We start from the raw sequence: 15,542 nt of genomic DNA on the forward strand, positions 1-15,542 counted from the left end.
ACTGGAATGCGCATTCAGAACCAGATCAGCCAGACAAGCTGCAGGATTACCAGTGCAATGGCGTCCCAGAAGATGAGTTCCCCCATCGAGAACCAGCGCCGCGACCGGTTGAAGCTGTAGAACAGCCGCCAGACAAGTGCCGCGGCGGCGAGCGGCACCAAAGCGAGTAGCGAGCTCACGGCAGCCGCGCTCCCGAAACCGCATCGAACGTGTGCAGCGCCGCCGGCGGAAAGCGTAGATAAAGCGGCTGGCCGGGATCGAAAGCGCGATCGACATTCACTGTCCTGACGATCAGCGCATTCGCCTCGCTCTTGGCGAAGATCAGCACGTCCGGCTCGACCGGTTCGACGACGTCGACGGCAAACAGGATGGCATCGCCGGCAGTCGCGTCGACAAGCTGGATCTGCTCGGGGCGAATGCCGAGCACGATGGGACCATCAAGCTTTCCCGGAAGCGGGCAAGTGAAACCGCTGGCGTGGAAGACGCCGGCGCGGACATCGCCATCGAACGTGTTCATCGCTGGACGGCCGATGAATTCGGCGATGAAGCGATTGGCAGGCCGCCGATAGATCTCGCGCGGGTCGTCGTACTGGATCAGTGCGCCTTCGCGCAATACCGCGACCCTGGTCGCCAGCGTCATCGCCTCTTCCTGGTCGTGGGTGACGAAGACGAAGGTCTTTTTCAGCTCGCGATGCAGACGCTTCAGCTCGGTGCGCATGTGGAGCCGCAACAAGGCGTCGAGATTGGACAGCGGCTCGTCCATCAGACAGAGGCTCGGCTGCCAGACGAGTGCGCGGGCCACAGCCACGCGCTGCGCTTGGCCGCCCGACAATTGCGAAGGGCGGCGGTCGAGGTAACGGGTGATTTCGAGCAGCTCGGCCATGGCGCGGACGCAGCGGTCAAGCTCGGCGGCCGGCATTTTTCGGATGCGCAAGGGATAGGCGATGTTCTCGTAGACGCTCTTATGGCTGTAGAGCGCATAGTTCTGGAACACCATGCCCATGCCGCGCAGGCGCGGCGGCAGGTCGGTGACATCGCGACCCTCGACCATGATGCGGCCGGCCGTGGGACGTTCAAGGCCGGCAAGCAGCCGGCAGGCTGTCGTCTTGCCGGAACCAGAGGGCCCGAGCAGAACCAGGAATTCGCCGGGCTCGAAAGCAAGATCGAGCGCCTGCAGCGCCACCGTCCCGTCGGGGAAAGCCTTGGTGACGCCGTCGAAAACAATTGCCATGCGAGATCCCTTCAACCCTTGACCGCGCCGAAGGTGAGGCCGCGGACGAGCTGTTTCTGGACAAGGAACGTGAAAAGCACGATCGGCAGCGTTGCCACGATCGCGACTGCCGCGACCTGTCCCCAGAGCGTGCCATGCGGCGTCACCAGCCCCGGTATGCCGACGGTCAGCGGCCGCCCGTCGAAAGCGACGAGGATGAAGGCATAGAGGAACTCGTTCCACGACAGGATGAAGCAGAGCACGGCCGTTGCGCCGATGCCGGGCGCGGCCAGCGGCGCGACGACGAAAAAGAATGCGCCGAGCCGCGAGCGGCCGTCCATCATCGCGGCCTCGTCGATCTCCCTGGGGATTTCGGCGAAGAAGCCGCGCATCATCCAGACGACGAGCGACAGGTTGAAGGAGGTGTGGGCGATCACAACGGCGTAGATGGTGTCGATCAGGCCCAGCGAGGTGAAGAACAGGAACAGCGGGACGGCGATTGAGATCGGCGGCGCCATGCGCGTGGTCAGGAAGAAGAAGAACAGGTCTTCCTTGCCGGGAAAATCCGAGCGGGCAAAGCCATAGGCCGCTGGCGCGCCGATGACGATGCAGAGCACCGTAGACGACACCGAGATCAGCACCGAGTTGATTGCCAGCGGCCAGTATTCCTTGTCGATGAAGACGGCGGGATAGTTGGCAAGCGTCGGCGAAAAAATCCATTTCGGCACAGAAGACAGAAGATCGACGCGGTTCTTGAACGACGCCAGCACCATCCAGACATAAGGCGTCAGCGCCACCACGACGGCGACGAGCAACACCGCCCAGGCAAAGCTTTTCCAGGCGCGGTTGGTGGACTGATCGATCATCGCAGCGCCCTCAAAACGCCCCCACCTGCTTGCGGCTCGACCAGTAGACGGCCTTGTAGAAGACCGAGCACAGGATCAGCACGACGAGATAGATCATGAAGGCGACCGCGGCGCCGTAGCCGAGGTCCCAGTTACGGAAATTGACGCGGTAGGCGTAGATCGAGACCAGCTCGGTCAGCGTTCCCGGTCCGCCGCCGGTCATCAGGAAAACCTTGTCGAACTCCTTGAAGGCGTCGATGCCGCGCAGCAATAGCACCAGCGCGATGACGGGCCGCAGCAGCGGCAGCATGACGTTTCGGAAAATCTGGAACGGTTTGGCGCCATCCATCATCGCCGCCTCGAACGGCGCGCGCGGCAGGCTCATCATCCCGGCGAGCATGATCAGGGTGACGAAAGGCGTCCACTGCCAGACATCGATGGCGACGATGGTCGGAAACACCAGGTCGGGTGCCGAAAGCACCGCCGAATTCTGCGCCAGCAGGCCGACCTTGCGCATGTAGAAGGTGAGCATGCCGAAATCGCCCTGCAACAGCAGCCGCCAGATCAGCCCGACGGCGACCGGCGCGATCATCATCGGGATGAGCAGCAGTGTGGTGAGAAGCCGCTGGCTGGCGACGAAGCGGAAGATCAGGAAGGCCAGCGCAAAGCCGAGCAGGAATTCCAGGCCGACGGCGATGATGACGAATTTCAGCGTCAGCAGGAACGATGCCCAGAAGAATGGGTCGTTGCGCATCAGCTTGCGGAAATTGTCGAAACCGACGAAGGCGCCGGCATGGCTGGCGTCGGCGAAGCTGAGGTCGGTCAGCGCGGTGTAGACCATGTAGTAGAACGGGCCGACCAGGAAGACGACGACGAGCAGCGTCGCGGGCAGCATCAAGAGCGGCCCCACCCCACGGTCGAGAAGCGGCATTCCGCGCGGCGATGGAGTGCGGTTCGTCACGGGCGTTTCCTGCGGACAAGAACGGCTACCCGCTTGTGCGGGTAGCCTCTGCGCGACATCTCAAGGCCTATCGTGCCGGATAGGTCATGGGTGCGCAAGAACCGAGCAGTGTCGAGATGTCGGTGGCGGCGGTGTCGAGGGCGGCCTGCGCCTCCTTTTCGCCGGCGAGGTAGGATGACAGTTCGCGCACCAGTATGTCGGTCATCTCGGCCGATTGCGGCAGCGTCGCCTTCGGCACCGCATGCTCGTTGGCCTCCATCGACGCCTTGGCGTAGGGCAGTTTCTGCACCTCCGCCGAGGCATAGACATCGGGCCGGCCCGAGGCGCCGCCATTGAGATGCTGCTCGAGCTGGCGGTCATAGCCCATCATCCACTGGACGAAGAGGAAGGCGGCCTGCTGGTTCTTCGAATAGACCGGGATCAGATAGGTCCAGCCCTCGACCTGGCCGATCTTGCCGCCGTCGCCTTGCGGCACGAGATCGAAGCCAACCTTGCCGACCACGGTGGAGGCCGTGGTGTCGACCGATACGGCATAGGTTGCGTCGTTCCACATGATCAGCTCGGTGACCTTGGCTTGCTGCATCAGTGCCATGACATCATCCCAGAAATAGTTGAGGCTGTCCGGCGGCGAGAATTGCAGCAGGCTCTTGTAATATTCGAGCGAGGCGACGGCCTTGGGGCTGTTGACGATGACCGGGCCGCAGGCCGAGCCGCTCTTCACGTCGAGCACGTCGCCGCCGAAGGAATAAAGGAAGTTGAGCCACTCATACCACAGCGCCTCGTGGCGCTTGCCCTGCAGGGCGGTGCCGTAAAAGCCCTGGTCGGGGCGATAGAACCATTCGGCGATATCGCGATATTGCTTCCAGTCCTTGGCGGGAGCGAGGTCGTAGCCATACTTGGCCTTGAAGCCTGCCTGCTCCTTGGGATCGGCGAGCAGGTCCGAGCGATACCACATGAACATGTTGAGCACTGTGAAGGGGAAGCCGTACTCCTTGCCGTCATACCAGGAGATTTCGTGCCAGGCGGTCTGGTAGAGCTGCTTCTCCGGCTCGAAGCTCGGATCGCGCAAAGCCGGGTCGGCCATCATCTTGGCGATTTCGACCAGATGGTTGTTGGTGGCGAACTTGCCGAGTTCGCGATGCGGCTGGATGATGACGTCGTAGCGGCCGCGGTGCGAGTTGAGATCGAGCTGCACCTTGTTGACGGCTTCCGAGTGCTCGTACATCTCGACTTCGACATGGATGCCGGTCTGTTTTTCAAACTCCGGCGCCATCTTCTTCAGCGCTTCGAGCGGCGGCAGCGCCTCGCCGACCATGCGGATGGTCTGGCCGCTATAGGGTTTCGACGCCTCTTTCAGATCCCACGCGGCCGCTTGTGTCACTTGCCACGTCAGGGGCCACACAAATACGGCTGCGACGAGCAGTCTGGACGCAGTACGTCTCAGCGGCTTGAGCATTCTTCCCTCTCCCTAGAAGTCGTGCCTGGCGGGCTGGCGCCCGTTCTGTCATAAAATGTGTGGTACTGCAAATCAAAATGTGGCACCTTGCAACAAATGGCTGGGAGGTGTTAACAGACCGGCAGCAAACCGGCTTTCCCGACCAGGCGAGGGACCTTTCGGATGGACTTCATCTTCATGCTGACGCGCAACGATCGCACGGTCGAGGACTGTCTCGACCTGGTCGAATTGATTGAGCCGGTCGGCCTGAAGCATGTCGGCTTCAAGGATATTGGCGTCGCGCCGGATGTGCTGCGCAAGCTCGCTGTCGCCATTGGCCGGACAGGCGCCACCACTTACATGGAAGTTGTCTCGACGACGGCTGAGGCCTGCCTTAATTCCGCGCGCATCGCCAGGGATCTCGGCGTCCGGCGCCTGCTCGGTGGAACCCAGGTCGACGAGATCATGGCGTTGCTGGAGGGGAGCGGCACCGAATACTACCCTTTTCCGGGTCGGCCGGTCGGCCATCCGACCAAGCTCGGCGGTTCGGCCGAGGATGTCGAGGCCGACTGCCGCGCCTTCGCCGAGAAGGGTTGTGCGGGATGCGACATCCTCGCCTATCGCGCCACCGAGGCCGACCCGGCCGAACTGGTGCGCGCAGCCCGGCGCGGGCTTGGTCCGTCGCGGCATCTGATCGTCGCCGGCGCCGTGGCATCAGCCGATCGGATCAAGGCGATCAAGCTGGCCGGCGCCAACGCTTTTACCATTGGCACAGCGGTGTTCGACGGTTCCTATTCGCCGACGAAAGGTTCTATCCTCTCGCAACTGCGGGATGTTCTCGCGGATTGCGAGCGTGTCTAATGCCAGTCATCGGCATCGATCTCGGCACACAAAGCCTGAAGGCGATCGTTGTCGATGACGAATTGCGGCTGCGTGGCGAGGCCGCTGTGTTGTACCAGCCGGCCTTCCCGGCGCCCGGCTGGGCCGAACAGAATCCGGCGCTGTGGCTGGCGGCGCTCAAGCCGGCCATTGCCGGCGCGCTCGACAAGGCTGGGCTTGCGCCGTCCGACATCAAGGGCATTGCCATTGCCGGCCAACTCGACGGCTGTGTTGCGGTCGACAGCAGCGGCCAGGCCCTGACGCCGTGCATCATCTGGATGGATCGGCGCGCGGCGGCAGAGATCGCCGCCATCGATCCGGACTTCATCCGCGAGCGCACCGGTCTCGTTCTGGACGCCACGCATATGGCGGCGAAAATCCGCTGGGCCGCGCGCAACCTGCCCGAAGCGCGCCGAGTGGCGCTCTGGCATCAACCGGTATCATTCGTGGTCGCAGCGTTGTGCGGTCGTGCCGTCATCGATCACGCGCTGGCCTCGACGACCATGCTCTATGGGCTGAAGGAGCACAACTATGCCGGCGATCTGCTGGCGGCCTTCGACATCGATGCAGATAAATTGCCCGGCATCGACGATGCATCTGAGATCGCCGGCGCCTTGACGCACGCCGGCGCCGAGCTCACCGGTCTGCCTGTGAGCACGCCGCTGGCGGTCGGCACCGGCGATGATTTTTCGGCCGCCATAGGCGCCGGGGTCGTCGTGCCCGGTGTCGTCGCCTGCAATCTCGGCACGGCCGAAGTGGTCGGCGCGGTGTCCGGCACGCTTCGCCTCGACCCCGGCGGCCTGGTCGAGACCCATGGCTTTCTCGGCGACGGCTATTTCATCTCCAATCCCGGATGGCTCTCGGGCGGCGCGGTGACGTGGTTTCTAACAACCTTCGGCGTCGATTCGCCGGCGGCGATGTCGGAACTGGCGGCGACGGTGGTTGCCGGCAGCGACGATTTGCTGTTCCTGCCGGCCTTGTCCGGTGCCATGGCGCCGCGCTGGATCGCCGAAGCGCGTGCCGCTTTCTACGGCCTGACATCCTTCCACGGCAAAGCGGCCTGCGCTCGCGCAGTGCTGGAAGGCTGCGCCTTCGCCATGCGCGACGTTGTCGACCGGCTGGACGAGCTCGGCATAACAACCGGGCGCATCCGGCTCTCAGGCGGTGGCGCGCGCAGCCGGGTATGGGCGCAAATCCGTGCCGATGTCAGCGGCAGGCCGGTCGAGATCGCGGATGCGGCCGATGCCTCGCCGATCGGTGCTGCAATCCTTGCCGCCGCAGCCATCGGCCTTACCTCCTCAGTGCAGCAGGCGGCTGAAAGGCTGGCCGGCCACATCGAGACGATCGACCCTGATCCTTCCGCCAAGGCCGCCTACGACAGAAGTTACCGCCGGTATCGCACCTTGTTCGATGCCCTGACCCCGCTTCATGCTGACTGACCGGACTGCATCCTATGTCCAGACAAATGCTCGATCGCCTTATTGCCGGCACGCTGCCTGACCCGGATAGCCAGGGAATGCTGTCGGTGCCGCTGAAGACCATCGTCATAGGGCGCGGTCTCGGCGACGAAGCCGATGCGCTGGTCAAGCCGCTGCCGCTCGGCCGCAGGCTCGCCGTTGTCATGGATCCCGACACAAGGCTGGCTCTCGGCGAGAGAGTGTCGATTGCGCTGCGCGGCTCGATCGATGTCGACAAGATCATCCTGCCGCGCCATCCGCATCCCGACATGGACGCCGTGCGATCGGTGATCGCCCGCACGAAAGACGCCAGCGGCCTAGTCGCGGTCGGATCGGGCTCGATCAATGACATCACCAAATATGCCGCCCATCTGACCCAAAAGCCCTATGCGGTGTTCGGCACCGCGCCGTCGATGAACGGCTACACCTCGGTGTCTGCGGCAATCACAGAGGACGGCCTGAAGAAATCGCTAACGGCGAGCCTGCCGGTCGGTGTCTTCCTCGATCTCGATGTCATGGCGCGAGCGCCGCACCGGCTGATCGCTGCCGGCTTCGGCGATTCGATGGCGCGGTCGACCGCGCAGACCGATTGGCTGATGGCGCATCTGTTGCTCGGCACGCCCTACCGGGAGGCGCCGTTCATGCTTCTGGCCGAGGACGAGGAGGCGCTTATCGCCAAAGCCGGCGAACTCGGGACCGGCGACCTTGAGGCGATGGAAGTGCTGGTGCGCACGCTGGTCATGTCAGGCCTTGGCATGACTTTGTGCGGCGGCTCCTATCCGGCCAGTCAGGGCGAACATCTCATCGCCCACTATATCGACATGCGGGGCCAGGGATTGCCCGAGGCGCATCACGGCGAGCACATAGCGGTGACGACGTTGACGATGGCGCGGCTGCAGGAACGCGTGCTGGCGCTGCGGGAGCTGCAGCTCGCGCCGTCCGCCGATACGCCAGACCGCTTCATCGAAATCTTCGGCGAAACGCTCGGACGTTCCTGCTGGGCGGCATTCAAGCCCAAGCTGCTGGACCGCGAACGGGCAAACGCCATCAACACCATGCTGGCCAAGCAATGGCGCTCGCATCGTGAAAGGCTGGTGCGGGTGGCACGCCCGGCGCGCGAGATCGCGGCAGCACTGCGCGCCGCCGGCGCGCCGACCACGCCGCAGGAGGTTGCCATACCGGCTGGCTTCTACGACGAGGCGGTCGCCAATGCCCGGCTGATCCGCGACAGGTTCACCATGCTCGACGTCGCGGCTGCCTCGCTCGAAACGGTTGCGGCGGGAGCCTGAGCGGGTGCTGCGTCCGCTTGCCGACTTCACCGCGCTAGACCGGCGCAACATCGCCGTCGTTCTGACCGATATCGACGACACCTTGACCGACAAGGGACGGCTGCCGGCAAAAGCCTATGCGGCGCTCGAGCGGCTGAAGCAGGCCGGCTTCCTTGTCGCGCCGGTGACCGGCCGCCCTGCCGGCTGGTGCGACCTGATCGCGCGGCAATGGCCGGTCGATGGCGTGATCGGCGAGAACGGCGCTTTCTATTTCCGCTATGACGGCACTGCCAAGCGCATCGTTCGTCACTATGCCAGGAGTGCCGGCGAAAGGCAGGCTGACGCGGCGCGCCTGCGCGAGATCGAACGCGCCGTGCTCGCGGAAATTCCGGGTGCGGCGGTCGCCGCTGACCAGGCCTATCGCGAAGCCGATTTGGCGATCGATTTTCGCGAGGATGTCGCGCCGCTGCCCAAATCTGAAGTGCTGAAGATCGTCGCTATCTTTCAGCGCTATGGAGCGGCGGCGAAAATCTCGTCCATCCATGTCAATGGCTGGTTCGGCAAATACGACAAACTGTCAACAAGCCGGCTATTCTTGCGCGACTGTTTTGGTATAGACATAGACCACGACAAGGACAGCATTGTCTTCGTCGGCGATAGTCCAAACGATGCACCAATGTTCGGCTTCTTCCCCAACAGCGTCGGCGTCGCTAATGTGCTGGACTTCGCCGGCGAGCTTCCGGCGTCTCCCGCCTTCGTCACAAGCGGGCGCGGCGCGGAGGGATTTGCCGAGCTTGGCGACGCGCTGATTGCTGCAAAGGGAATGGAATAGTCATGGACCAAGGCCGACTGACGAAGAAGGAGCGGCACGCGCTTATCCTTTCGGAAGTGCGCCGGTCGGCGTCGATACGCATCTCCAAGCTCGCACGGCGCATCGGCGTCGCCGGCGAGACCATCCGCCGCGATCTCATCGAACTCGGCGATGCCGGGCTGATCAACCGCACCTATGGCGGTGCGACGATCTCGCTGGTGACATCAGAACCGGTGATTTCCGAGCGTGGCCTGACCCTGATCGAGGAGCGCGCCCGCATCGGCCGCGGCGCGGCAAGCCTTGTCGAGAAGGGCCAGATCGTGATGATCGATGGCGGTTCGACCACCTATGAGGTGGCGCGCAACCTTTCGCAGCTGAAGCGCGACCTGACCATCATCACCAATTCCACCGGAGTGGCCTCTGTGGCCGGCGCCAATCCGACCTTTCGGGTGCTGCTCTGCCCCGGGACCTATGATAGCCGGGAAGGCAGCGTGTTGGGCGAAGACACCGTCGAGTTCCTGCGCCGCTACAATGCCGACGTCGCCATTATCGGGGCATCGGGGATAAGCGCCGATGGTCCGAGCGACATGATCTCGGGTGCCGCAGCCGTTAAACGCGCGATGATATCGCGTTCATTGTCGACGGTGCTGGTGGTGACCCACGACAAGTTTGGCCGCAGCAGTCTCGAACGCATCTGCGGGCTCGATGACATTGCCGATATCGTCACCGACAGCGAACCGAAGGCCGACCTGCGCACTGCTGCCGAACAGGCGGGCACGGAGCTGCATGTGTTTGCCGCCGGCTGATCAGCAACTGCCTATCCGGCGGCATCCCGGTTGGTCAGCGCGATGTGGCAGCAGCCGGAGCCGTGGCCCGGCGTCCAGGTGACATTGTCGAAGCGCACGCCCGTTGCCTCGAACAGACCACGGTCGAAAGCGCCGGCGATGCGGCAGAGCGTGGCGAGTTTTTCATCACCGACACCGGCCTCGACCCAGGCGTCCTTCAGCGGACAACGCTTCACCTTGAAAGCGATGTGGTCCGGCCCGCGCTCGACATCCGTCGGATACATCAGGCCGCCATCCGGGCTGACGGCCAAAAATGCCTCGCCGATGGCCGGCGCGTCGTTAGGTCCGAAACGGGCGAAGGCGGCCGCCGCCACCTCCTTGCCGCGCTGCTCGATGGTGCGGATCATGATCGCCTCGGCCTTTTCCGCGCCGAGTTCGCCGGTCAGCTCGTCGAGAAACAGACGGTAGAGATCGGCGCGGTTGCGGAAGGCGGAATCGAGTTCGAGCGACAGTTTTTCGGCTCTGGCTTCTGGTTCGGTCATGGTACCTGCCTGCTACTTTTGTTCAATCTTGGCGCCGCCGCAACCAGCGCCTTGCCGATTGCCGACTGCGGCGCGTCGATTACGTTGCGGGCGTCGCCGCTCTCGGCGATCCGCCCGGCGTCGAGAAGAACGACGCGGTGGGCGATGGCCCGCACCACGCCGAGGTCATGGGAAATAAAGAGATAGGTGATCCGTTCCCTGACCTGCAGGTCGAGCAGCAGCTCGAGGATCTGTCCGCGCACCGAAACGTCGAGCGCCGACACCGCTTCGTCGAGCACGATCAGCGACGGTTTGGTCGCGATGGCTCGGGCGATGGCGACGCGCTGGCGCTGGCCGCCGGAGATTTCGTGAATGGCGCGCGAGGCGAGATCGGCTGCCAGCCCGACGCGCTCCAGCAAGGCAGCAATGCGGGCCGGCCTCTCGGCGCGGGAAGCGATGGCATGGATGCGCAAGGGATCGTCAAGCACGCGAGCCACCGTGGCGCGCGGGTTGAACGCGGCGAGCGGATCCTGGAAAACCATTTGCAGGCGCGCGCGCTTGGTGCGCAGGGCCGCACCCTTCAAGAGCAGAAAGTCATCGCCTTCGAACTGGACGGTGCCGGCGTCGGGCTCGATCAACCTAAGCACCAGCCGCGCGATCGTCGACTTGCCGCTGCCGGAGGGCCCGGCCAGCGCCAGCGTCTCGCCGGGTTCGATGGCGAAGGAGACACCGTCGACGGCCGCGATGGCCTTGCCGCCACGACGGTATCGCTTGGTAAGACCGAAGACGGTGAGCAAGTTCATGCCGGCGCCCGTCGTAGCAGCGGATCGGCGTCGAGGCCGAGATGGGCGTCGAGCAGCGTTCGCGTATAGGCATGGCGCGGGGCGTTTATGATTTGCTCCGTCGGGCCGAGTTCGATCAGTTCGGCGTTCCGGAATACAGCGATACGCTCTGCGAGTTCGGCGGCCAGCGCGATGTCGTGGCTGATGAACAGCAGCGTCATGCCGTCCTCCGCCACCAGTTGCCGAATGAGGCTGACGATTTCCGCTTGCACAATGGTGTCCAGCGCGCTGGTCGCCTCGTCGGCGATCAGCAGTTTCGGACCGGCTGCAATGGCCGCGGCAACAGCAACGCGCTGCTTCTGGCCGCCGGAGAGCTGGTGCGGGAAAGCACGCATGGCGGTTTGTGGGTCGGGCAGCCGGACACGTTGGAGCAGGGTTTTGGCTTTGGCGTAAGCTTGTGGCCAGTCGAGGCCGAGGTGGGTGCGGGCGACTTCGGCGATCTGTTTGCCGACGGTCATGACGGGGTCGAGGCTGGCGGAGGGGTCCTGGAAGACGAAACCAATGTCGCGGCCGGGAAGGGGGAGCGTGCTGGGCTCGGTTAATTTGAGAGGTCGGCGTTCCGTCACACCCCCCTCTGTCCTGCCGGACATCTCCCCCGCAAGGGGGGAGATTGCTCTCTCATCTCCGCCTTCGCCAACCACGAACGTTGCAGAAGGGAAGCCGTCGGCAAAGCTGCTGATCTCCCCCCTTGCGGGGGAGATGTCCGGCAGGACAGAGGGGGTGGGAAGGATCGCGGCGCCTGAAATTGCCACTTGACATGCCCTTCAATCTTGGCGCTCGCCGGCAGCAGTCCAGCCACCGCCAGCGCCAGCGTGCTCTTGCCCGAACCGCTTTCGCCAATGACCGCCAGCCGCTCGCCGGCAATAACATCCAGGCTGACCCCCTTCAGCGCCGTCACCTCGGTCCCATCCCGCCGATAGTGCACCGAGAGATCGCGAATCTCAGCCAGCGCGGTCACGACAGGCTCCTCCGCACGACCGTCGTCTCCACCACGCCTTCGCCGGCGAGATAGATACCGAGCACGGTCAGCACGAGTGCGATACCTGGAACGATCGACAGGAAGGGCGCGGTGCGCAGCACAGTGCGGCCCTCGGCAATCATGCCGCCCCAGGTGACGCGATTGGGGTCGCCGAGACCGAGGAAGGAAAGCGCTGCCTCGGTGAGGATCGCGGCCGCCACGATTACCGAGGACAAGGCCAGCACCGGCGGCAGAGCGTTGGGAAGCACTTCGCGAAAAGCGATCTCAAGCGGATGCATGCCGATGACGCGAGCGCCGGCGACGTAATCGCGCTCGCGGATCGACAGCACTTCGGCGCGGGCTACACGCGCCGGTCCGGTCCAGGCGCCAAGCGCTATTGCCGTGACGACGACGCCGAGCGACGGCCCGACGACACTGACGAAGGCCAGCGCCAGGAGAAAACTCGGCACGGTCTGGAAGGCATCGGTGATGCGCATCAGCCCCTCGTCGACAAGGCCGCCGGCAAAGCCGGCCAGCGTGCCGACGATCGCGCCGACGAAGAGTGCCGCCGCCGCCGCCGCCAGGCCGACCGCCAGCGAGGTGCGGGCGCCGTGGAACAGTTCGGCCAGCACGTCACGGCCGAGCCGGTCGGTGCCGAGCGGCAGCGACCAGTCCTGGAACGGCGGCAGCAGTGCTGATCCGGCAATGGCCTGCGGGTCGCCGGGGAAGAGCAGCGACGCAAACAGCGCCATGGCGAACAGAAGCGCCAGGATGATCGCGCCAGCGACCGCTTCCGGCCGGCGCAGGAAGCGCGGCAGCGCGCTCACGCGCTGGCCTCGCTGGCGCCGACGCGCGGGTCGAGGAAGGCGTAGGCGATGTCGACTGCAAGGTTGATGGCAATGACGAGGACGGCGCTGGTGAGGATGATGCCGAGCAGCAGCGGCGTGTCGCGCGAGGCGACCGCTTCCTGCGCCAGCCGGCCGAGGCCGGGCACGACAAAAACGCTTTCGATGACGACGCTGCCGCCCAGCATCTGCGCCGATTGCAGGCCGAGCATGGTGATCAGCGGCAAGAGCGCGTTGCGGGCGACATGGGCGAGCACGATGCGGCGGCGCGACAGCCCCCTGGCGCGGGCGGCGAGCACAAAATCCTGCCGCCACGCCTCCGCCATGCCGGCGCGCATCATGCGCAGATAGAGCGCCAGATAGATGAAGCCGAGCGCGGAAACCGGCAGGACGAGGTGGACGGCGATGTTGGCGGCGCGGTCAAAACCGGTCTTGTCCGAGGCCAGGCTCTCGATGCCGCCGATCGGCAGCCAGCGCAGGTCGACGGCAAAGACGACGATCAGCACCAGGCCAAGCCAGAAACCCGGCACGGCATAAAGCGCCAGCGAGCCGATCGACAGGAAGCGGTCGCGAAAGCTGCCGGGTCTGGCGCCGGCATAGATGCCGAGCGCCGAGCCGAGCCCGAAGGAGAGCGCGGTGGCGGTGACCATCAGGAGCAGTGTCGTCGGCAGGCGTTCCAGGATGACATCGCGAATTGGCCGCGAGAAGGTAACGGACTGGCCGAGGTCGAAATGCAGCAGCGCCCAGAGATAGTTGGCGAGCCGTGTCAGCTCGGACTGGTCGAGGCCCCAGCGATGGCGCAGCAATTCGATCATCCCGGCATCGCCGCCGGTCGAGACGATGTAGGCGTCGACCGCGTCACCGGGGGCGGCTTCCAGGAGGAGGAATGTGCCGATGATGACGATCAGCAGCACGAAGATGCTGCCGGCGAGGCGACGGCGGATGAGGGTGAGGGCGCGGGTCATGGGAAAGGCATAGCGCTGCGCCAGTCGGGAGAGGTGCGGTGTGACGAAACGCGGCCCTACGCCATGCCTTCACACCAATTTCTTTGCGAACTTTCATCCGCGCAAATGTGTCACGATTCCAGATAGGTGTCCGCCCAGTTCGACACCGCCCATCGCGGGTTGTTGGCGATGTTGCCCACGGTATCGCGCGCGACGCTGATGAAGCTCCATTCGGCGACGTTGATCAGCGGCAGGTCCGCCGCGACCTGTTTCTGGAATTCCTTGTAGAGGTCGGTGCGCGCTGACGTATCCAGCGTCTCCGAAGCCTTGGCGATCAGCGCGTCGAGCGCGGCGTTCTTGTAGCCGCCCTGGTTGGAGAACGGCACGCCGTCGGGAATGCCGCTCTGCACCAGGATGGTGGTCGAGATCGCCGGGTCGCCGCGGAACACCGGCGGGCCGACGGCGAGGTCGAAGGCGTGGTCGGTGTAGACGGCCTTGATGTGCGCGGCCGAGTCGTTGTTGACGATCACGGCGTCGATGCCGATTGCCGCCAGCGCCTGGCGCAGATAGTCGCCGAACTGCTTGGTCTCGTTGAAATAGGGTGCCGGCAGGAGTTTCAGCGCAAAACGCTTGCCGTCATCGGCGCGCTTGTACCCCGCGTCGTCGAGCAGGGCGTTGGCCTTGGCGACGTCGAAGGGATAGATCGGCACGTCGGCAGTGTAGAATTGCGGATCGTTCTTCGGCACCGGGCCGGTGGCGGTCGCGGCGTAGCCGAGGAACACCGTCTTGACGACGAAGTCCTTGTCGATGGAATGCGCGATCGCCTGGCGGACCTTCACGTCGGCCAGTTCCTTGCGGCGATGGTTGATCTCGACGATGAGTTGATAGGTCAGCCCCTCATAGCCTTTGGAGATCACCTTCAGTCCCGGCACTTTGGAGATACGGTCGAGGTCAGCCAGGGGCACGGCGGAGAAGGCGGCGAGCTGGATCTGTTCGGCCTCGAGCGCGGCTGCAGCGGACGTGCGGTCGGGCAGCACCTGATAGATGATCTCGTCGAGATACGGCTCGTCCTTGGCCCAGTAATCCGCATTCCTGGTCAGCTTGTAATACTGGCCGGCCTTGTATTCGCCGAACTTGAACGGTCCCGTGCCGATGGGCGCGTTGTTGGCCGGGTTGTCCTCGATCTTGCCGACTTCGTAGATATGTTTCGGCACCACGCTCGACAGCGCCGGCAAGGCGTTGCGTATCAGCTGGAACGGCGTCGGCTTGGCGAATTTGAACACGGCGGTTAGATCGTCAGGGGTGTCGACACTGGCCAGATCCTTGAACACGGTGCGGCCGAGATTTTGCAGCGGCTTCCAGATCTGCAGCGCCGAGAAGGCGACGTCCGCCGAGGTGAACGGCTTGCCGTCATGCCACTTGACGCCGTCGCGCAGTTTGAAGGTCACCGACAGCCCGTCGGCAGCACCTTCCCAGGAGAGCGCAAGGCGCGGTTCCAGTCCGTCCTTGCCTTCGAACGAGGCTTCGGCCAGCGTTTCGACGATCTTGCTGGAGATGAAGAAGACGCCGTTGGAGGCGACGATGGCCGGATTGAGGTTGCGCGGCTCGGAATCGGCGGCAAGCACGAGGCGGCCGCCCTTCTTCGGCGTCTGCGCCCAGCTGAATGTGGGCATGGCGGTGGAGGCCAGCAGTAAAACTGAGCCGCCAAGCAGCGTGCGTCTGGAAATATCCGACATGATTAACCTCCGTCCTCTCCGCGACCAGATGGGCGCACCCCTCGA

17 protein-coding genes are annotated in these 15,542 nt (G+C 64.4%); 5 read left to right on the forward strand and 12 right to left on the reverse strand.

The genetic code is table 11. The features are described from left to right. Window positions 1-14 precede the first annotated feature (14 nt). The 5 genes from NLY42_RS11765 to NLY42_RS11785 form a co-directional block, all read right to left on the reverse strand. Entirely contained in the window at window positions 15-179 is a 165-nt protein-coding gene (locus NLY42_RS11765; protein WP_023726413.1) for a hypothetical protein, read from the reverse strand. Beyond that, window positions 176-1,231 (reverse strand): ABC transporter ATP-binding protein, encoded by a 1,056-nt coding sequence (locus tag NLY42_RS11770; protein ID WP_023754214.1) that lies wholly within the window; start codon window positions 1,229-1,231, stop codon window positions 176-178. Before NLY42_RS11770 ends, NLY42_RS11765 begins: the two co-directional genes overlap by 4 nt. Before the next feature lie 11 nt (window positions 1,232-1,242). Further along, window positions 1,243-2,076 carry a carbohydrate ABC transporter permease gene (locus tag NLY42_RS11775; RefSeq protein WP_023754215.1) on the reverse strand — a complete coding sequence of 278 codons (834 nt, stop codon included), beginning with the start codon at window positions 2,074-2,076 and terminating at the stop codon, window positions 1,243-1,245. Window positions 2,077-2,086: 10 nt separating this feature from the next. Continuing rightward, a complete protein-coding gene (locus tag NLY42_RS11780) occupies window positions 2,087-3,016 on the reverse strand; it encodes a carbohydrate ABC transporter permease (protein ID WP_155923309.1) in 930 nt (309 codons plus the stop codon). A 67-nt stretch (window positions 3,017-3,083) separates the two neighbouring features. After that, window positions 3,084-4,397, reverse strand: coding sequence for an ABC transporter substrate-binding protein (locus NLY42_RS11785; RefSeq protein WP_023751732.1), 1,314 nt, complete (start codon window positions 4,395-4,397; stop codon window positions 3,084-3,086). Between the two features lie 237 nt (window positions 4,398-4,634). Here NLY42_RS11785 and NLY42_RS11790 point away from each other — a divergent pair, with 237 nt between their 5' ends. From NLY42_RS11790 to NLY42_RS11810, 5 genes are read left to right on the forward strand one after another with little or no spacing between them, the layout of a single operon-like run. Further along, window positions 4,635-5,312 carry a beta/alpha barrel domain-containing protein gene (locus tag NLY42_RS11790; protein ID WP_023743084.1) on the forward strand — a complete coding sequence of 226 codons (678 nt, stop codon included), beginning with the start codon at window positions 4,635-4,637 and terminating at the stop codon, window positions 5,310-5,312. Beyond that, window positions 5,312-6,769 carry a xylulokinase gene (locus NLY42_RS11795; protein ID WP_023754216.1) on the forward strand — a complete coding sequence of 486 codons (1,458 nt, stop codon included), beginning with the start codon at window positions 5,312-5,314 and terminating at the stop codon, window positions 6,767-6,769. The genes NLY42_RS11790 and NLY42_RS11795 overlap by 1 nt, the downstream gene beginning before the upstream one ends. A gap of 14 nt (window positions 6,770-6,783) precedes the next feature. Beyond that, on the forward strand, window positions 6,784-8,076 hold the full coding sequence (locus tag NLY42_RS11800) for an iron-containing alcohol dehydrogenase (protein ID WP_084779818.1): 1,293 nt from the start codon (window positions 6,784-6,786) through the stop codon (window positions 8,074-8,076). A 7-nt stretch (window positions 8,077-8,083) separates the two neighbouring features. After that, complete coding sequence (locus NLY42_RS11805) at window positions 8,084-8,887, forward strand: HAD-IIB family hydrolase (protein ID WP_023672931.1); 804 nt, start codon at window positions 8,084-8,086, stop codon at window positions 8,885-8,887. 2 nt (window positions 8,888-8,889) lie between these two features. Continuing rightward, a complete protein-coding gene (locus NLY42_RS11810; RefSeq protein ID WP_023672930.1) occupies window positions 8,890-9,672 on the forward strand; it encodes a DeoR/GlpR family DNA-binding transcription regulator in 783 nt (260 codons plus the stop codon). An 11-nt stretch (window positions 9,673-9,683) separates the two neighbouring features. Here NLY42_RS11810 and NLY42_RS11815 read toward each other — a convergent pair whose 3' ends face one another. The 7 genes from NLY42_RS11815 to NLY42_RS11840 form a co-directional block, all read right to left on the reverse strand. Then, window positions 9,684-10,193: an L-2-amino-thiazoline-4-carboxylic acid hydrolase gene (locus NLY42_RS11815; protein ID WP_023672929.1), complete on the reverse strand. Its 510-nt coding sequence runs from the start codon at window positions 10,191-10,193 to the stop codon at window positions 9,684-9,686. Next, window positions 10,190-10,975, reverse strand: a complete 786-nt coding sequence (locus NLY42_RS11820; RefSeq protein ID WP_023672928.1) for an ATP-binding cassette domain-containing protein — start codon at window positions 10,973-10,975, stop codon at window positions 10,190-10,192. The genes NLY42_RS11815 and NLY42_RS11820 overlap by 4 nt, the downstream gene beginning before the upstream one ends. Next, on the reverse strand, window positions 10,972-11,604 hold the full coding sequence (locus NLY42_RS32000) for an ATP-binding cassette domain-containing protein (protein ID WP_502882203.1): 633 nt from the start codon (window positions 11,602-11,604) through the stop codon (window positions 10,972-10,974). Before NLY42_RS32000 ends, NLY42_RS11820 begins: the two co-directional genes overlap by 4 nt. Continuing rightward, window positions 11,577-11,972 (reverse strand): ATP-binding cassette domain-containing protein, encoded by a 396-nt coding sequence (locus NLY42_RS32005; RefSeq protein WP_502882204.1) that lies wholly within the window; start codon window positions 11,970-11,972, stop codon window positions 11,577-11,579. The genes NLY42_RS32000 and NLY42_RS32005 overlap by 28 nt, the downstream gene beginning before the upstream one ends. Then, window positions 11,969-12,799, reverse strand: a complete 831-nt coding sequence (locus NLY42_RS11830) for an ABC transporter permease (protein WP_023754219.1) — start codon at window positions 12,797-12,799, stop codon at window positions 11,969-11,971. Before NLY42_RS11830 ends, NLY42_RS32005 begins: the two co-directional genes overlap by 4 nt. Beyond that, the gene (locus NLY42_RS11835; RefSeq protein WP_023756469.1) at window positions 12,796-13,782 is read right to left on the reverse strand and encodes an ABC transporter permease; all 987 of its coding nucleotides are present in this window, start codon (window positions 13,780-13,782) and stop codon (window positions 12,796-12,798) included. Before NLY42_RS11835 ends, NLY42_RS11830 begins: the two co-directional genes overlap by 4 nt. 110 nt (window positions 13,783-13,892) lie before the next feature. Further along, window positions 13,893-15,497, reverse strand: a complete 1,605-nt coding sequence (locus NLY42_RS11840) for an ABC transporter substrate-binding protein (protein WP_023754220.1) — start codon at window positions 15,495-15,497, stop codon at window positions 13,893-13,895. Between the last annotated feature and the right edge of the window lie 45 nt (window positions 15,498-15,542).

It is taken from the genome of Mesorhizobium sp. C372A (assembly GCF_030323245.1).
GTDB lineage: Bacteria > Pseudomonadota > Alphaproteobacteria > Rhizobiales > Rhizobiaceae > Mesorhizobium.